Origin of the sequence: Aquirufa originis (genome assembly GCF_042714495.1) — a bacterium.
GTDB classification, from domain to species: Bacteria; Bacteroidota; Bacteroidia; order Cytophagales; family Spirosomataceae; genus Aquirufa; species Aquirufa originis.
Genome location: NZ_JBBKXY010000002.1, coordinates 370,615 through 386,758, shown reverse-complemented (window position 1 = coordinate 386,758; position 16,144 = coordinate 370,615). Strand labels below are relative to the sequence as shown.

General features: G+C 43.8%; 14 protein-coding genes. 2 read left to right on the top strand and 12 right to left on the bottom strand.

Annotated elements, in window-relative coordinates; genetic code table 11:
- Positions 1–35: 35 nt before the first annotated feature.
- The 3 genes from SKC35_RS06970 to SKC35_RS06960 all read right to left on the bottom strand — a co-directional run bounded on the left by SKC35_RS06970 (position 36) and on the right by SKC35_RS06960 (position 3,656).
- Complete coding sequence (locus SKC35_RS06970) at positions 36–1,436, bottom strand: efflux RND transporter periplasmic adaptor subunit (protein WP_377978667.1); 1,401 nt, start codon at positions 1,434–1,436, stop codon at positions 36–38.
- Between the two features lie 89 nt (positions 1,437–1,525).
- The gene (locus SKC35_RS06965) at positions 1,526–2,878 is read right to left on the bottom strand and encodes a TolC family protein (protein ID WP_377978666.1); all 1,353 of its coding nucleotides are present in this window, start codon (positions 2,876–2,878) and stop codon (positions 1,526–1,528) included.
- Positions 2,879–2,972: 94 nt separating this feature from the next.
- Positions 2,973–3,656: a M15 family metallopeptidase gene (locus SKC35_RS06960; protein WP_130922429.1), complete on the bottom strand. Its 684-nt coding sequence runs from the start codon at positions 3,654–3,656 to the stop codon at positions 2,973–2,975.
- A gap of 48 nt (positions 3,657–3,704) precedes the next feature.
- On the opposite strand from SKC35_RS06960, the gene SKC35_RS06955 reads away from it, so the two are divergent.
- Positions 3,705–4,940, top strand: a complete 1,236-nt coding sequence (locus SKC35_RS06955; RefSeq protein WP_377978665.1) for a nucleoside recognition domain-containing protein — start codon at positions 3,705–3,707, stop codon at positions 4,938–4,940.
- A gap of 82 nt (positions 4,941–5,022) precedes the next feature.
- Here the strand turns inward: SKC35_RS06955 and SKC35_RS06950 are convergent, their stop codons facing one another.
- The 9 genes from SKC35_RS06950 to SKC35_RS06910 all read right to left on the bottom strand — a co-directional run bounded on the left by SKC35_RS06950 (position 5,023) and on the right by SKC35_RS06910 (position 15,320).
- Positions 5,023–5,502, bottom strand: a complete 480-nt coding sequence (locus SKC35_RS06950) for a UpxY family transcription antiterminator (RefSeq protein ID WP_377978664.1) — start codon at positions 5,500–5,502, stop codon at positions 5,023–5,025.
- 2 nt (positions 5,503–5,504) lie between these two features.
- Entirely contained in the window at positions 5,505–6,758 is a 1,254-nt protein-coding gene (locus SKC35_RS06945) for a nucleotide sugar dehydrogenase (protein ID WP_377978663.1), read from the bottom strand.
- Between the two features lies 1 nt (position 6,759).
- Complete coding sequence (gene gmd, locus SKC35_RS06940) at positions 6,760–7,839, bottom strand: GDP-mannose 4,6-dehydratase (RefSeq protein WP_377978662.1); 1,080 nt, start codon at positions 7,837–7,839, stop codon at positions 6,760–6,762.
- A 49-nt stretch (positions 7,840–7,888) separates the two neighbouring features.
- Positions 7,889–9,661, bottom strand: a complete 1,773-nt coding sequence (locus SKC35_RS06935; protein ID WP_377978661.1) for an AMP-dependent synthetase/ligase — start codon at positions 9,659–9,661, stop codon at positions 7,889–7,891.
- A gap of 476 nt (positions 9,662–10,137) precedes the next feature.
- Positions 10,138–11,769 carry an Ig-like domain-containing domain gene (locus SKC35_RS06930; RefSeq protein WP_377978660.1) on the bottom strand — a complete coding sequence of 544 codons (1,632 nt, stop codon included), beginning with the start codon at positions 11,767–11,769 and terminating at the stop codon, positions 10,138–10,140.
- Positions 11,762–12,646, bottom strand: coding sequence for a class I SAM-dependent methyltransferase (locus SKC35_RS06925; protein ID WP_377978659.1), 885 nt, complete (start codon positions 12,644–12,646; stop codon positions 11,762–11,764). Before SKC35_RS06925 ends, SKC35_RS06930 begins: the two co-directional genes overlap by 8 nt.
- Entirely contained in the window at positions 12,646–14,505 is a 1,860-nt protein-coding gene (gene mnmG / locus SKC35_RS06920; RefSeq protein WP_377978658.1) for a tRNA uridine-5-carboxymethylaminomethyl(34) synthesis enzyme MnmG, read from the bottom strand. Before mnmG ends, SKC35_RS06925 begins: the two co-directional genes overlap by 1 nt.
- A 27-nt stretch (positions 14,506–14,532) precedes the next feature.
- Positions 14,533–14,943, bottom strand: coding sequence for an rRNA maturation RNase YbeY (ybeY, locus tag SKC35_RS06915; RefSeq protein ID WP_130895621.1), 411 nt, complete (start codon positions 14,941–14,943; stop codon positions 14,533–14,535).
- Between the two features lie 23 nt (positions 14,944–14,966).
- On the bottom strand, positions 14,967–15,320 hold the full coding sequence (locus SKC35_RS06910; RefSeq protein ID WP_130895620.1) for a YraN family protein: 354 nt from the start codon (positions 15,318–15,320) through the stop codon (positions 14,967–14,969).
- 68 nt (positions 15,321–15,388) lie between these two features.
- Between SKC35_RS06910 and lipB the strand changes: the two genes are divergently transcribed.
- Complete coding sequence (gene lipB, locus SKC35_RS06905; protein WP_130922437.1) at positions 15,389–16,123, top strand: lipoyl(octanoyl) transferase LipB; 735 nt, start codon at positions 15,389–15,391, stop codon at positions 16,121–16,123.
- Positions 16,124–16,144 lie beyond the last annotated feature (21 nt).

Genomic DNA, 16,144 nt, shown 5'->3' with positions numbered 1-16,144 from the left:
AATATATGCAAGATAGCCCCCTGTTTTTTTTGATTTTATTTCTTGTCAGCGGCCTTTTCTGCTGCTTTCGGATCCTTCTTCTTCACTAAGTCTCCTTCTTTCAGCTTCTTAGCAACTGTCGCGTATGGCCCTGCGATGATCTCTTGTCCGTCTTTCAAGCCGCTCACGATTTCGATATTTTCAAAATCCGATATACCTGTTTTGACTTGGATCATTTTCGCTTTGCCTTTCTCCATCACGAACACTACTTCTTTCGTGTTTTCCTTGCGTTTCTTCGCTTCTAAGGCATCGTTAGAGTTCGTTGCATTCGTTCCATCCTCTTCTTTCTTTTCACCCTCTTTAACCTCAGCACCGATCTCACGAGTGGTTACGGCAGATAAAGGTACCGTAGCGATGTTTTCTTTTCTGTTTGTCAAAATCTCCACAGAGGCTGTCATCCCCGGCTTTAACGGATAAGACAATTTGCCTTTGATTAAATCTGCATAAGAAGAACGTAATACACGAATCTTCACTTCGAATTCTGTTACCGCATCATTTGAAACAACGGAAGCTGTTCCGCTTGAATTCGCTGAACTAGCAATTTCATACACAACCCCTTTAAACTTACGTTCGCTAGAGGAGAAGGCATCTACGTCGATTAAAACCGTATCACCAATGCTTACGCGAGTGATATCGTTTTCGTTCACGTTCACGCGTACTTCCATTTTATTTAAGTTCGCGATACGTAACATTTCTGTTCCCGCCATTTGTGACGTTCCTACGACACGCTCCCCTAATTCTACGTTTAACTTCGAGATGATACCACTTTGAGGGGCATAAATCGTCGTTTTCGTTAGGTTCGTTTTAGCTTCTTTTAAGGTCGCTTGTGAAGATTTCACATTGTAATTCGCCGCATTTACGTTGGCTTTTGCCGCTTCCAAATCTTGTTTAGCCACTGTATAAGCAGACACAAATTGGTCAAAGTCCGCATCAGAGATTACTTTGTCCTTGTGCAATTTCGCATTACGATCGTAATCGATTTTTGCCTTAGAAAGACGTGCTTCGCTTTGGGCTAACACCGCCTTGCTTTGCTCCATATTTGCTTTCGTCGCATTCATTTGTGCTTCTGCACGTGCCAAAAGAGACACATAGTTATCCGGACGAATCTTCAACAATTCCTGGCCAGCCACTACAGAATCGCCTTCCGCTACGTTTAAGGAAACAATCTCCCCAGAAACGTCTGGCGATAATTTCACCTCTACCTCCGGCTGGATCTTTCCAGACGCACTGACTTTTTCAATGATCGTCGAACGAGAAACCTTCGCGAACTCTACCTCCGTAGGCTCTACTTTCCCGATCCATTCCATTTTTTTGGCTAGAAATAATCCACCAAAAATCAATACCACCGCGCCTCCGATGATCATCCAAGTCCGCTTACTGTTGTTGTTTGTTGCCATAATTTTAGTCAATAGTCACTAGTCGATAGTCGCTAGCGAAAAATTTAATTAAACTCTTTATCTATACTCTCTACTCTATTATCTATAATCTAAAAAACCAGGCTCTTCCCTTGATAAAAATCCAAAATCTTCGTTCTAAACACGAAGTCATATTTCGATTGTACCAAGCTCAAACGCGCCTTATCTAAATTCGTTTTTTGTAAGTTATAACTTACGAAATCGATTGTTCCAGCTTGAAAACGGCTTTCAGCTGCGCGGAAAGACTCTTCTAAAGCAGATACTTGTGAAAGGCCTGCCTCGTATTTCATTGCCGCGTTGTTTAAATTAACGTAGGCTTGTTCGATGTTTTGGCGTAAGGTTAAGCGCGCTTTTGAGGCTTCAATCGAAGCATTCTCGCGTTGTAAACCGGCCTGTGCAATTCTTGTTTTATTCGCAAAACGCGCGAAGATCGGGATGTTTAATCCTAGTGAAATCACCTTGTTTTGGGTATTGTTCAATTGATCAAAGTAGCCCATCGTTAAAGCATTCGACTGGTTCGCAGACATACTTGCACTTAGGGATAGGGTAGGCATGGTACCTGCTTTGGCCACCGAAATACCTTTTAAGGCACTTTGTACCCGTAAATCAGCAGCTTTCACTAGAGGCTGAATGGCTAAAGCTTTGGCATATAAATCATCCATTCCCGTGTCATATCCGTTAGAGCTAGGCGTAGGAACCTGAATGCGTTGTAACGAAATGGCCGAAATGCTCGAATCGTTTAACAATTGAATCAAGGTCAATTTATTTAGGTCCAAAGAACTCTGGAAACTCACCTCGTTCGATTCTTCATTCGCTAATTGCGCTTTCAAATCCAATAAGTTAGAAGGGGCAAGGGAGCCCGCATTCACTAATTTCTCCGTACGAGAAATCTGTAATTTCGTAATTTCTGTCTGCGACTTCGCGATGCTTAATTGATCTTCCGAATTCAAAATGGCTAAGTACGAAAGCACCACTTGTAGGGAGATATTTTCTTTGATGGATGCCAAATCTTCTTGCGAAGCCTTCAGGTTATAATCGTTTTGGAGAACCGTATTACGGATTTGGCCCCCATTAAAAAGAAGCATTCCTGCGTTTAAACCCAAGTTATTGTAATTGATATTGCGCGAATCGTATCCGTTCGTGAAGGGGTTAATACTACGTCCAAAAGAAGCCGATTGATTAATATTCGCACTTAAATTAGGCAAGGCGTTGTTCTTAGCCTGCTGCAACTGCAATTGTGCATTGCGCAAACTCACCTCGTAAGACTTCACATTCAGGTTATGTTGTAACGCGATTTCAACCGCCTTCGAAAGCGATAATTGAACTGTATTTCCGTTCGCCTGAATCGCTGAAGCGTTCTGAGCTGTCGCTGATATTCCGCTGGCCAAAAGCAAAGCAGAAAGACTGAATATTTTTAAAGACATAGGTCAACAATAAAATGTATGCAAAGGTAAACAATCCCGCGAAAGCCGCTCCTTATTTTAGGATAAACGGCAAGGCTTCAGGATGAAACCCCATTTATGGTATAACGGAGAACTTTTCTTTTGCCACTTTGCGCGAAAAAGCATTGAAGTGCCACCACTCATATTCGATGGGCATAAAGCCCGCACTTTTCATGGCTTTGCGTAGAATGAGGCGATTATCGATGGCTTTTTGGCTTAATTTTCCCGCCTTCAATAACCTCGCTTCTTCTTTCGGGTAGGCCATTTCGCCAAAGAAATCATATTTCGTCCCCATCTCCAGCGGCTTTCCTGTCTCATCCGCCACCGTCAAATCGATCGCACTTCCATAATTGTGAATCGAATGCTCCTTGGGATCCGCCACATAGGTCCGGCGTTTTTCTGGGCTATATTCCGTTAAGGTATTCCAAAGTTCCCACTGCTTCGAAAGCGGTCTGGCCGCATCATAAATCAACAAATGATAGCCAGGATGCGCTTTTCCCAAATTCTCCTGCGCCTTCTTCAACATCGCCATCGTCTCTTTTTGTAAATACGCATGCGTCAAACAACCATACACGTCCTTCTTCATAAAATTATCAGTTGTCGCATATTTTAATTCGACTAAAACACCTGGAACATGGGACGTAACCTCTAGTAACCCCTGTTTCTGCAACGATAATTCGGCTGCACAAGTCGTTTTTTGAGCCTTTACTGATAGACTTATTAGCAGCATGATGACTGCTTTAGCGAATAGATTCTTCATTTTGACGGAATTTTCCCTAAATTTAATCGTTTTTTACCTCTCTTACCTATGGCTTTAAATTGGATTTGGTTTTTGTTCTTCGGTGTCGCGTTCGTCGTCGCCCTGATTCAATTCATTTTCTTCGGCAATACCGACATATTTAAAATCCTGGTAGACGGGATGTTTGACTCCGCGGAAGTAGCCGTCATGAAAGTGGCTCTTCCATTAACGGGCGTGATGGCCTTCTTTATGGGCATTTTGCAAGTAGGAGAGAAGGCGGGTGCGATTCATTTTTTGGCCCGTAAAATCCAACCTTTCTTTTCTCGTTTGTTTCCTGAAGTTCCAAAAGACCACCCCGTTCATGGCCAAATGATCATGAACTTCTCCGCAAACCTTTTAGGGTTAGATAACGCTGCCACTCCATTCGGTTTAAAGGCTATGCAGGGTTTACAGGATTTGAATCCGGTCAAAGAAACCGCCTCGAACGCCCAAATCATGTTCCTAGTGCTCCACAGCGCAGGCCCCGTTTTAATCCCACTTTCCATCATGGCTCAGCGGGCCATTTATGGGGCTCAAGACGCCTCCGACGTATTTATTCCCTGCCTCATGGCCACTTACGCGGCCACCATCACGGGTCTGATTTTCGTCTCCTTCAAGCAAAAAATTCGTCTGTTTGATCCCGTACTTTTCAGCTGGCTTTTCAGCATCACTGCCATCCTGGCCGGCATTTTATGGTACTTCAGCAGCCTACCAAAAGAGCAAATCGACATCCAGTCCAAACTCTTCAGCAACGGTATCCTTTTCGCCCTCATTTTCTCCTTCATTGCCGCTGCCTTTTATAAGAAAGTAGACATTTTCGGAACCTTCGTGGAAGGCGCCAAAGGCGGATTCGAAACCTCTGTCCGCATCATTCCCTACCTCGTAGGCATGCTCGTAGCCATTTCTTGCCTACGTAACTCAGGCGTTTTGGACTTCATCGTAGACGGGATGAAAATGGCCGTCAACTATATGGGCATAGACAATCGCTTCACAGACGCGATGCCCACCGCTCTTTTACACCCCGTTTCTGGTAGCGGCTCGCGCGCCATGATGATCGATACGATGAAAACTTTCGGTCCTGATTCCTTCGCCGGCCGCCTTTCTTGCGTCTTCCAAGGCTCCGCAGAAACGGTCCTTTTCGTCATCGCCCTGTACTACGGCTCTGTCCAAGTACGCAACATTCGCTACACGCTTTGGGCGGGATTAGCGGCGGACTTGGTGGGGATCCTTACAGCGATAGGGGTGAGCTATTTGTTTTTTGGGTAGCCTTTAAATGGTGAATGGTAAGTGGTAAATGGTGAATGAATCTACCATCAAACATTTACCATTCACCACTTACCATTTACCATTAGGATTTTTCTGCTAATGCTGCCACCAACTCAAACCCCAAGCTCTCTATCTTAAGCCTCACCTCATGCTTATTCTTCAGCCCTACAATCTTGGCTGTTTGGCCGGTGAGTGGGCCGGATTCGATGGTTATGTAGTCGCCCACTTTAGCGGTGGTGCCGATGGTTTCTACCTCGAGGTGGTCAGATAGGAATTGTCTGATGGCGAGGATTTCTGCGTCTTGGATGACGGCAGGTTTGTGGAGCCAGTAGACGAAGTTCACAACGCCGAAGGTGCGGCGGACTAGGCCACTTTGTTTTTCGAGGTCGATGTTAACGAATACGTAGGAGCGGAATAGGACTTCTTCGACCCATTTTTTGCGGTCAGACCATTGCTTCTTGCGTTTAGTGGTAGGGCAATAGGCTTCGATGCCTAGCTCTTCGAGGCGCAAGGAGACTTTCTTCTCCATTCGGGATTTCGTATAAATCGCGTACCAAGCCATGTTTATAAGCGGGCGTCAGCCAGGTCTTTGGAAAGAATAGATTTGATGTCGAAAATGACTCCGTTCTCTGCTTTCAGGGCAGCGAAGGGGAGGTCAAGGAATTCGTTGTGGGCTACGGTTAAAACAATCGCTTGGTATTTATCTGCTAGTTTTGAGACTAGTTCGATGCCATGTTCGTGCTTCACTTCGGCTGCGTTTGCCCAGGGATCGTAGACGTCTACGTCCATGCCAAAGTCCACCAATTCCTTGTAGATATCCACCACGCGGGAATTGCGGATGTCTGGGCAGTTTTCTTTGAAGGTGATGCCGAGCATGAGGGTTTTGGCGCCGCCTATTTTTTGGCCTTTGTTAATCAATAGTTTGACTAATTTATTCGCCACGAAAATACCCATGTTATCATTCACGCGGCGACCCGAAAGGATCACTTGTGGATAATAACCGAGGCTTTCAGATTTGTGTAATAGGTAATAGGGGTCCACGCCAATGCAGTGGCCGCCTACTAATCCGGGTTTGAAATTCAAGAAATTCCACTTCGTTCCGGCAGCTTCTAACACCTCGGTGGTGTCAATGCCCATGCGATCGAAAATCAAGGCTAATTCGTTTACGAACGAGATGTTGACGTCGCGTTGGGCGTTTTCGATGGCCTTGCTCGCTTCCGCTACTTTCATCGAAGGTGCTTTGTGGGTGCCTGCGGTGATAATCGAGCGGTAAAGCTGGTCGACTTTTTCGGCGATTTCGGGAGTGGATCCGGACGTAACTTTCTTGATTTTAGTCAAGGTGTTTACCTTGTCGCCTGGGTTAATGCGCTCTGGCGAGTAGCCGCAGAAAAAGTCCTCGTTGAATTTTAATCCAGAGAATTTCTCCAAAACAGGAACGCAATCTTCCTCCGTACAACCCGGATAAACCGTGGATTCGTAAATGACTAAATCGCCCTTTTTCAAGGCTTTTCCAATCATCTCAGATGCCTTCAAAAGGGGACTTAAATCCGGCTTTTTGAAATGATCAATGGGGGTAGGTACTGTAACAATAAAGGTATTGCAAGTGCTTAAATCCGCAGCATTTGAGGAGAAAGTTAAAGAAATAGATTCCTTTAATTGTTCTGCTGTAACCTCTTGAGTACGGTCAAAACCCGTATTTAGTTCCGCGATGCGGCTCGTGTCAATATCAAATCCGAGGGTAGGGATGTTTTTTCCAAACTCCACTGCCAGCGGAAAACCCACATATCCTAAGCCAATAATGGCGATCCGTGTACTCATCTTATTTGTTCGAGAAAAGTTTTACGTCTGCCTGCACCATATCTTTTACTAAAGCGGCAAGGTCGTATTTGAGGGTCCAACCTAGTTTTTCTTTGGCCTTCGTCGGATCTCCGATCAATAATTCTACCTCCGTAGGACGGAAATAGCGAGGATCTATCGCGATCACTTCTTGTCCCACCTGTACTTGGTAGGCCGGGTTCGAGCAAGAAACGACGGTTCCTTTTTCGTTCACACCCTCACCTGAGAAGGCTACTTCAATGCCTAATTCCGCAAATGAAAGGCGAATAAACTCGCGAACGGTCGTTGTAACGCCAGTTGCGATCACGTAATCTTCTGGTGTATCTTGTTGCAAAATCAACCACATCGCCTCGATGTAATCTTTAGCGTGGCCCCAGTCGCGTTTCGCGTCTAGATTACCTAAGTGAATCTTTTTCTCTTGTCCCAAAGCGATTTGGGCCACTCCACGAGTAATCTTACGCGTCACGAAGGTCTCGCCGCGAAGCGGGGATTCGTGGTTAAATAAAATACCATTTACTGCAAACATCCCGTAAGCTTCACGGTAATTGACCGTGATCCAGTAGCCGTATAATTTAGCAACGGCATAAGGAGAACGAGGGTAGAAGGGAGTCGTTTCGGATTGCGGAACTTCCTGTACCAGGCCGTAAAGTTCCGAAGTGGACGCTTGGTACACTTTGGTCTTTTTAATCAAACCTAGCAAACGTATGGCCTCTAGAATACGCAAGGTTCCGATGCCGTCTACCTGCGCTGTATATTCGGGTTCGTCGAAAGATACTTTCACGTGAGACATCGCCCCCAGATTGTAAATTTCGTCCGGCTGCACTTCTTGAATGATGCGAATGATATTCGTGGAATCACTTAAATCTCCGTAATGCAAGATAAAAGAGGCCGAATCCACGTGCGGATCTTGGTACAAATGATCAATGCGGTCGGTATTAATCAACGAGCTTCTGCGCTTGATACCGTGCACGATATAACCCTTATTTAAAAGAAATTCCGCTAAATAAGCGCCATCTTGTCCTGTTACACCCGTAATAAGGGCTACCTTTTTTCCTGTCGACATACGATTCATTAAGAAACCAAAATTACGCAAAAAAGAGGCCTAACGCAATTTATTCATACAAGGCTAAAATCGCCTTCTCGTGTTTCGCGTAAATCGCCTTGCGCTTTAATTTCAAAGTAGGGGTGATTTCTCCATCCGCTACCGTGAACAAGCGCGGCAATAGAACGAATTTTTTCACTTGTTCGTATTTCGCCACCGAAGCCATCGTTTCCAAAACTTCTTGCTCGATTTTAGCGAACACTTTCGGGTTTTTAATCAAGGCCTCTGGACCTTTCACTCCCAATTCTTGTTGATCTGCCCACACTTGTAAAGCATTAAATTCTGGGATGATGAGCGCTGATGGGAATTTTTGGCCTTCGCCCACTACCATACATTGCTCAATAAAGGCTGATTCTTTCAACTTATTCTCCACTAATTGTGGCGCCACGTATTTTCCACCAGACGTTTTAAAGATCTCCTTCTTGCGATCGGTGATCTTCAAATATTTTCCGTCTACCATTGTACCGATATCACCAGTATGGAACCAGCCTTCCGTATCAATCGCCTCAGCCGTTGCCTCTGGATTTTTGTAATAACCGACCATCACCGAATCCCCTTTCACACAGATCTCCCCATCTTCCGCAATTTTTAATTCAATCGAGTCCACTAAAGAACCCACACAGCCTACCTTAAAATCCGGAGGATTTACACGCGATACCGAAATAACGGGCGAAGTCTCGGTTAAACCATAGCCTTCCGAAACCGGAATGCCGGCCGCCCAGAAAACACGGGATAAACGAGGTTGCAACGCAGCAGAACCCGAAGCGATCAATCGAACGCTTCCGCCCAAGGCTTCACGCCATTTGCTGAAAATAACTTTTCGATAAAAGGCCAGTTTTAAAGAATCTAGTAAACCTAGCTTCTCCATGGGATCGTATTGTAAACCGAATTCCAAAGCGCCAAAGAATAGTGTCCGTTTGATGCCGGTGAGCTCATTTCCTTTGGCCAAAATCTTATCGTAAACCTTCTCCAATAAACGTGGAACGGTCGCAAACATCGCCGGTTTCACCTCCTTGATATTATCCGCAATCGTCTCCATACTTTCCGCATAATACACCGCCACTCCGTAATACATGTACATATAGACGTCTGTGCGCTCATAAATATGGCATAAAGGCAAGAAACTCAAAGCACGATCTTGGGCATATAGATCAAAAAATTTGCCTCGAATCAAGGCCTTGATATTGCTAACAATATTGTGGTGCGTTAACATCACACCCTTCGGACGACCCGTGGTTCCAGAGGTATAAATTAACGTCAATAAATCACTAGGTTTTACCGCATCCATTAAAGGCTGTAAAACGGCCGCATCTTTTCCTTCTCCTAATTCCTTCACTGCCGTCCACATCTCCACATCCGCTACTGGATCAAAGGTATAAACGCCTTTGATTTGCTTATTCCCTTTCGAGGCTTCCTTTACTTTTAAATACAATTCTTCATTCTCACAAAAGATGTATTTCACCTCAGCATCTCTAAAAATATAATCATAATCTTCAATCGTGATGGTAGGGTACATGGGTACCGTCACCCCTCCAATGATTTGCACAGCAAAATCCACAAAATTCCAAGCAGGACGATTTCCTGAAATGATCGCAATTTTATCCCCTGGTTTTACCTTGAGTTCTAAAAGACCTAAGGCTAGGGTTTGGATGTTTTCCAAAGTATCCGCCGCCGAATACTTTTTCCATTCTCCATTTCGCTTTAAGTTAAAGAGATCTTCCTTTTGAAAACTTTGATACGCGTTTAATAAATCGAAAACGCGGTTGAATTGTTGATGAACCATTTGTCTGAAGGGTTTAGAAGCGGCAATTTAGCCAAATTGTATTAAATATAGTTCTTTTTGCACCTAATTTACTTATCCACCAGTTATCCACATATGCATAGGTGATTTATTCTTTTTTTATCTGAATGAAGTATATTTTAAATGTAAAATATCAAAAAAGCATCAAATTCTCTTTTTCAGCTTAAAACTTATCCACACACATAAATTAAAAAAAGAAAAAGTTTTTTAAATCTCTTTTTTGTTTCTTCTTGTTGTTCTCTGTGGATAAGTGGATAACTCAAAATCGTGTTTGTAAGTGCTTGATATCAGTGAGTTTTGCAAATTCGAAACGCAATACACCTGTGTGGATAAGTAGCTAACAACTTGTGGATAAGTCTTAGTTTATCCACAGTGGCGCGTGTGGGTAAAAACTTATGCACACTTATCCACCGTTTGTGTGGATAGAATGTGGATAAAAAGGGTACTTATCCACACTGCTATAGTAGGGTTATCCACAAGTCACTTAACTGGAAGTTGGCCTTTAATTTGATCTTCGTATCAAAGTAATGAACCTCTTCTGATTTAATCCGTGTCTTGTAATTTCCAATGTCCCATTGGCCATTTTCGTTGGTATCCACGATGGCTCTCAGGGTATAGATGCCAGGTTCCACGTTTACAAAAGAACAAGGACCCGTGGCTTTTTGCTCGTATGCTTTCTCTAGTTTATCCCCTTTTAACAGCTGGTAGATATAATGACCAGGCTGGCGAATACCTCCCTCGATGACACCTGTTTCCTCTGGATCTAATCGTTTAATCACCTGTTTGTATTCGTTCGTTGAATCTGCTTCAGGGCCCACAAAAGCGATTTTATCTAAGGCCAAAGTAAACTTGGGTGTCTTAGGCAAAAACGCGCTTTTGATGGTTAATACTGTTTGGAATTTGTTCCATGAGAATGCCTCATCTGGGAAGGTTAAATCATCCTCATTTTCCGTCAAAATATGCACTTTCGTGGATACCCATTGCAATACGGGTTTAGGGAAAATCAGGAGTAGGGAGTCTGTAGGAACGATTTGTGCTCCCACCTTAGGGAACACGTCGAAACCGAGTGCTGTATAGGTTACTTTCTCTTTCTTCGCCAATTCTCGGAACTTTGCCTTTAGTTTGAACTCGTATTTTCTGCCTATTGAATCCTCTAATGCGGCTTCAATTTTTAGTGTGTCCGCTTTATTTAATCCGCCGGCATAGATGCGCAAGTTGCGGTCATTTTCAATTTGATAAAGGGGTTTTTCACTAGATGAAAAGCGTAGATCAGCGGCTTTAATTCCGCGCGAAAATTCATATAGAATCGTCTTAGCGGTCGAGGTTGTTTTGCTTAATTTCAGCGGATCCTGGTTCTGGAGGGCGATTTTAAAGTTGCGCGTCTCATTTTTGCCTAGATCAATGAAGGGCTCTGTGATGAAATCTACGGATTCTTTAGCGGAATTATAGATCAGGTTATTGTTTGCGTCCTCGAAAGCCGCCATGTAATATTTCCCGGCAGCTAAGTTTTCCAAAGCATAGGTACCAGACGTATCCGTTCGAACGAAATAGTAAGGCTTCGCTTTGTCGATAGACAAACTATCCGTGTAGGGATATAGTCCCACCGTAATATTATCGGCTTTCTTGTTAGTTAACAGGTGCTTTACGCGACCCTCAATTTTCAGGGAATCAATCGCATTTGAGGTGCTGAAAACGAGTTTTATATTTTTTCCTTTATTTCGTTCTGCGACATCTTCGATCGCGTTTCTAAAATTGAAGGTATAGGTGGTATTATCTTTCAGAGCACTATCTAATACAAGTGTCAATCCTGTCGGTCGAATGCGGGTTTCATAATTGCCGATGGAAGGCGTTATCAATAATTCTTGATTCAAGCTTTTAACGGTGACATATTCATTGAACGTTAATTCAATCTTTTTGCCCTTGAAATTCTTGCTTTTATTTAGTGGAATCGATGTGGTTACCACCGGAGCTAAGGTATCCTTCTTGCCACCTGGAGGCGAAGCCATCTGGGCGCAACTTTGTAAAAACACTAAGCTGATTCCTAGGCCTAAAAATGCAAACAATAAGCTGAATTTTAGGTAATTACGCATGTTCAAAAAAGTATAAATTACTGGAAAAATTCGGTTTGCCTAGCATCGCTCGCAGGTTTGAAAGTAAACCAATACAGAACGAATGAAGTAAGCGCTTGTTCCCCGTTTTGTATTCGTTACTTAACAAAGAAATGTAAAAGCTATCGAAGATCAGTCCGCGACTCGTTTTTAATTTAAAACCGTATTTCGCTGCCAAAGCCGCAATGGTGGCTGGCGTGAAATGATAAATGTGTCGTGGAACATCATAAGCGGCCCAGTATTCCTCGAAGTAATTTGCATCGAAGGAAGCGGGATTAGGCAAGGCTAAAAGCAATTTTCCGTCGTCCGCTAAACGGCTTTTGAAGAATTGAAAATATTCGTCTAGTTCGTAGACATGTTCTAACACATGCCAAAGTGTAATCACCTGAAAGCTTTTGTCTGAGCTGATTTCTTTCAAAGACGGCGCAATGGGTAGGCCCGTTAATTTCGCAGCTCTAGCGGCCGTTTCTGGGTCTAATTCAACGCCACTAATATGCCAACCCTTTTCTTTCGCGGCCGCTAAGAAGTGGCCGTTTCCACAGCCAATATCTAGCAGTTCTTTATTTCCTTTTTTCTCTGGCTCAATCCACTTCGTTTTCGACTGCAAGGTGAATTTGCGTACGGCGTGATATAACTTATTGACAATTCCCTCATTCGTATCGCTGTGCGAAATATAGGCACTCGCGTGGTAATAAGGTCCCGCTTCGTGTGCTGCTGGTCTTGGATTCGTGTAGATCAACTGACATGAATGACAGGTCACGATATGAAACAGTTCGTTCGATACGGTATAGTCTTTCGCCTTGAATTTCAAGGCGGAATCAGGCGATCCGCAAATGGGGCAGTTTTGTATGTTTTCCATTAGCGTCCCATGAATAAAAGTAAGATCGAAACGTCCGATGCGGATACGCCAGAAATGCGACTTGCCTGTCCGATGGTCTGTGGCAAAATCGATTTTAATTTAATGCGTGATTCTGTCGAAAGTGTTTTGATTTTATCGTAGTCAAAATTCGCGGGAATGGATAGGTCTTCCATCGATCGCATTTTGTCTACCATCAAACGCTCTTTCTCAATGTAGCTTTCGTACTTCACCAAGATCTCCACTTGTTCGCGCACTTCTTGTGAGTAGTTTCTAACGATCGGTTCCACACTTGGGTGTGTTGCGATGCGGTCGAAAGACAAATCGGAACGGCGTAATAAATTCACGATAGGCGCCCCCTCTTTTAAGGTCGCGCTTCCCTCCTGCTCTAACCAGTCGTTTACTTCCGTTGGTTTTACTTTCGTGTTTTTGATCTCTTCGGTCAAAGCCGCAACTTGGGCTTTCTTCTCCTGAAATTTATTCCAGCGTTGCTCGGTCGCTAAACCTAATTGGTATCCTTTCGCGGTTAGGCGTTCATCCGCGTTGTCTTGTCTTAGCAGCGTTCTAAATTCGGCACGAGACGTGAACATGCGGTACGGCTCGTCTGTTCCTTTGTTAATTAAATCATCGATTAAAACTCCGATATAAGCGTCCGAACGAGACAACGTAAATGGATCTAATTCGTGCGTTTTTAAGTGGGCATTGATTCCAGCCATTAGTCCTTGGCAAGCCGCTTCTTCGTAACCTGTGGTGCCATTGATTTGGCCAGCAAAGAATAAGCCATTCACGCGCTTCGTCTCTAACGTGGGAGTCAATTGGGTAGGCGGGAAATAATCGTATTCGATGGCATAACCCGGACGGAACATCTTCGCTTTTTCAAATCCAGGGATTAAACGAATTGCTTCGAATTGGATGTCTTCTGGCAAGGAAGTCGAGAATCCATTGACGTAAATTTCTACCGTGCTCCATCCTTCTGGTTCCACAAAAATTTGATGTGAATCTTTGTCTGCAAAGCGGTTGATTTTATCTTCAACAGATGGGCAGTAACGCGGGCCCAAGCCTTTAATTCTACCAGCGAACATAGGCGAACGGTCGAAGCCTTTCCGCAAGACCTCGTGTACTTTCGTGTTCGTATGCGTGATCCAACAAGAGCGTTGCTCGGTCAGCGGAGTTTCAGTTAAGTACGAAAAGGAACTTGGATTTTCGTCGCCCTTTTGTTCTTCCATGGCTGCGAAGTCTAAGCTTCTACCATCTACACGCGGAGGGGTACCGGTCTTCATTCTTCCAGATTCGAAACCTAGGTTAACCAGTTGTTCGGTTAGTCCGACGGCCATCGGTTCTGCCATTCTTCCTCCGCCAAAATTCTTCTCTCCTATGTGGATCAAGCCATTTAAAAAGGTACCATTCGTTAGTACCACGGCGCGTGCGGTGAAGGTCATTCCCATTCGGGTGATGACCCCTTTCACTTCGCCTTTTTCTACGATTAATTGCTGAACAGAATCTTGCCAAAAATCAACATTCAAATTCCCTTCTAATGCATTTCTCCACTCCTCTGCAAAACGCATCCGATCGGACTGACAACGGGGTGACCACATCGCCGGACCTTTGGAACGGTTCAACATTCTAAATTGAATCATCGTCTTGTCTGAAATGATTCCGGACATTCCTCCTAAGGCATCAATTTCTCTAACGATTTGACCCTTCGCTACACCCCCCATCGCTGGGTTGCAAGACATCTGGGCAATCGTCTGCATATTCATCGTGACTAACAAAACACGTGAGCCCATCTGCGCGGCTGAATAAGCTGCTTCGCATCCGGCGTGTCCCGCTCCCACCACAATTACATCGTATGAATTTAGCATAGCTATGCATGTTTCACGTGAAACATTTTAGTATTGTTTAATGTAAAAATCTTCTTTCTCGGTCATTAACGCCTTATCCTCTTTCTTCTTGTCTTTATAACCTAGTAAGTGCAATAAACCGTGTACCATGACGCGCTCTAATTCTGTTTCAGAAGTACCGAGCTTTTCCCCATTTTCTTTCACGCGATCGATGGAAATAAAGATATCTCCTTCGATTTTCTTGGGGTCTTCTGAGTTATCAAAAGTCACGATATCCGTTAGCGTATCGTGGTTCAAATACTCCTGGTTAATCTGTAACAGATAATCATCGGAGCAAAAGACATAGCTTAGTTCTAGGATCTTTTTCCCTTCTTGTTTCGCCACCTCGTTTAACCAGGCTTTGTGTTTTAACTTCTCTTTTAGGGAGAATGTTATGTCTTCTGTGCAAAATTGAATCATGTGCGCGCTATTAAAGCGCGAATTTACGAAAAAGCATCCTCGAAATGCTCTATTTTAAAGGCTTGTGGATAAAAATTCACCGAAATGCTGTCAAAACGAACTTCTTGGCGCCATTTATGCTGGTATTGGTAGGCACAAGCAGCCCTGCTGATGAGCCTTATTTTGTTTTGGGTGATTTTCTGCTCCGGATGTCCGTGGGTATTTCTGCGAAGGGATTTGACTTCTATGAAGATTAAGAGATCCCCTTTTTTAGCCACGATGTCGATCTCCGCTCGTTTGTAGCGGTAGTTTCTTGCTTCGATGGTATAGGCGTTTTTTAATAGATAGTCTACGCTAATTTGTTCACCTAATTTTCCTTGTGTTATATGTTTTGCCATTATTGTATATTTGTTTTCCTAAAGATAGCCCGGGGTTTAGTTTGGCGCTATCAGCCTCTTGATAAAGAATGAAGCAGAATAAAGAAGTCCAATTTGTTGATTTAAAACTGATAGAATACAAGGAAGCTTGGGATCTACAGGAGACTTTATTAAATCGCATAGCGACAGTGAAATTAGATAACAGAGGCCTTGAAGAGGACCAAAAAGTCATCACGAATAATTACCTTCTATTTTGCCAACACCCCCACGTATACACCCTAGGTAAGAGCGGTGACGAGTCCCATTTGTTGTTGCAAGAATCGTTCTTGTCTACTATAGGTGCTACCTTTTTTAAGACGAATCGAGGTGGTGATATTACCTACCACGGACCCGGCCAATTAGTGGGCTACCCTATTCTGGATTTAGAGAATTTCTATACAGACATTCACTTATATCTGCGTATGCTGGAAGAGGCGATTATTAAAACCTGTGAGGGTTTTGGGTTAGTAGCTGGCCGGATTGAGGGCTTGACGGGTGTGTGGATTGATCCTACAGAAGAAGGCGCTCGCAAGATTTGTGCCATGGGCGTGAAGGCGTCTCGTTGGATAAGTATGCACGGCTTTGCGTTGAATGTAAATACGGATTTGAACTATTTCTCACACATTGTGCCTTGTGGCATTGCGACCCGTGGTGTTACTTCGTTGCAGCAGGAATTAGGCAAGGAAATGGATTTTGAAGCTGTTTCGGCTATTGTCAAAGGGCATTTGAATGACCTATTTAAAATGGAATTAGTGAATGTTTCACGTGAAACATTGAAAGCATAAGATTTACGCGTTCCACGTGGA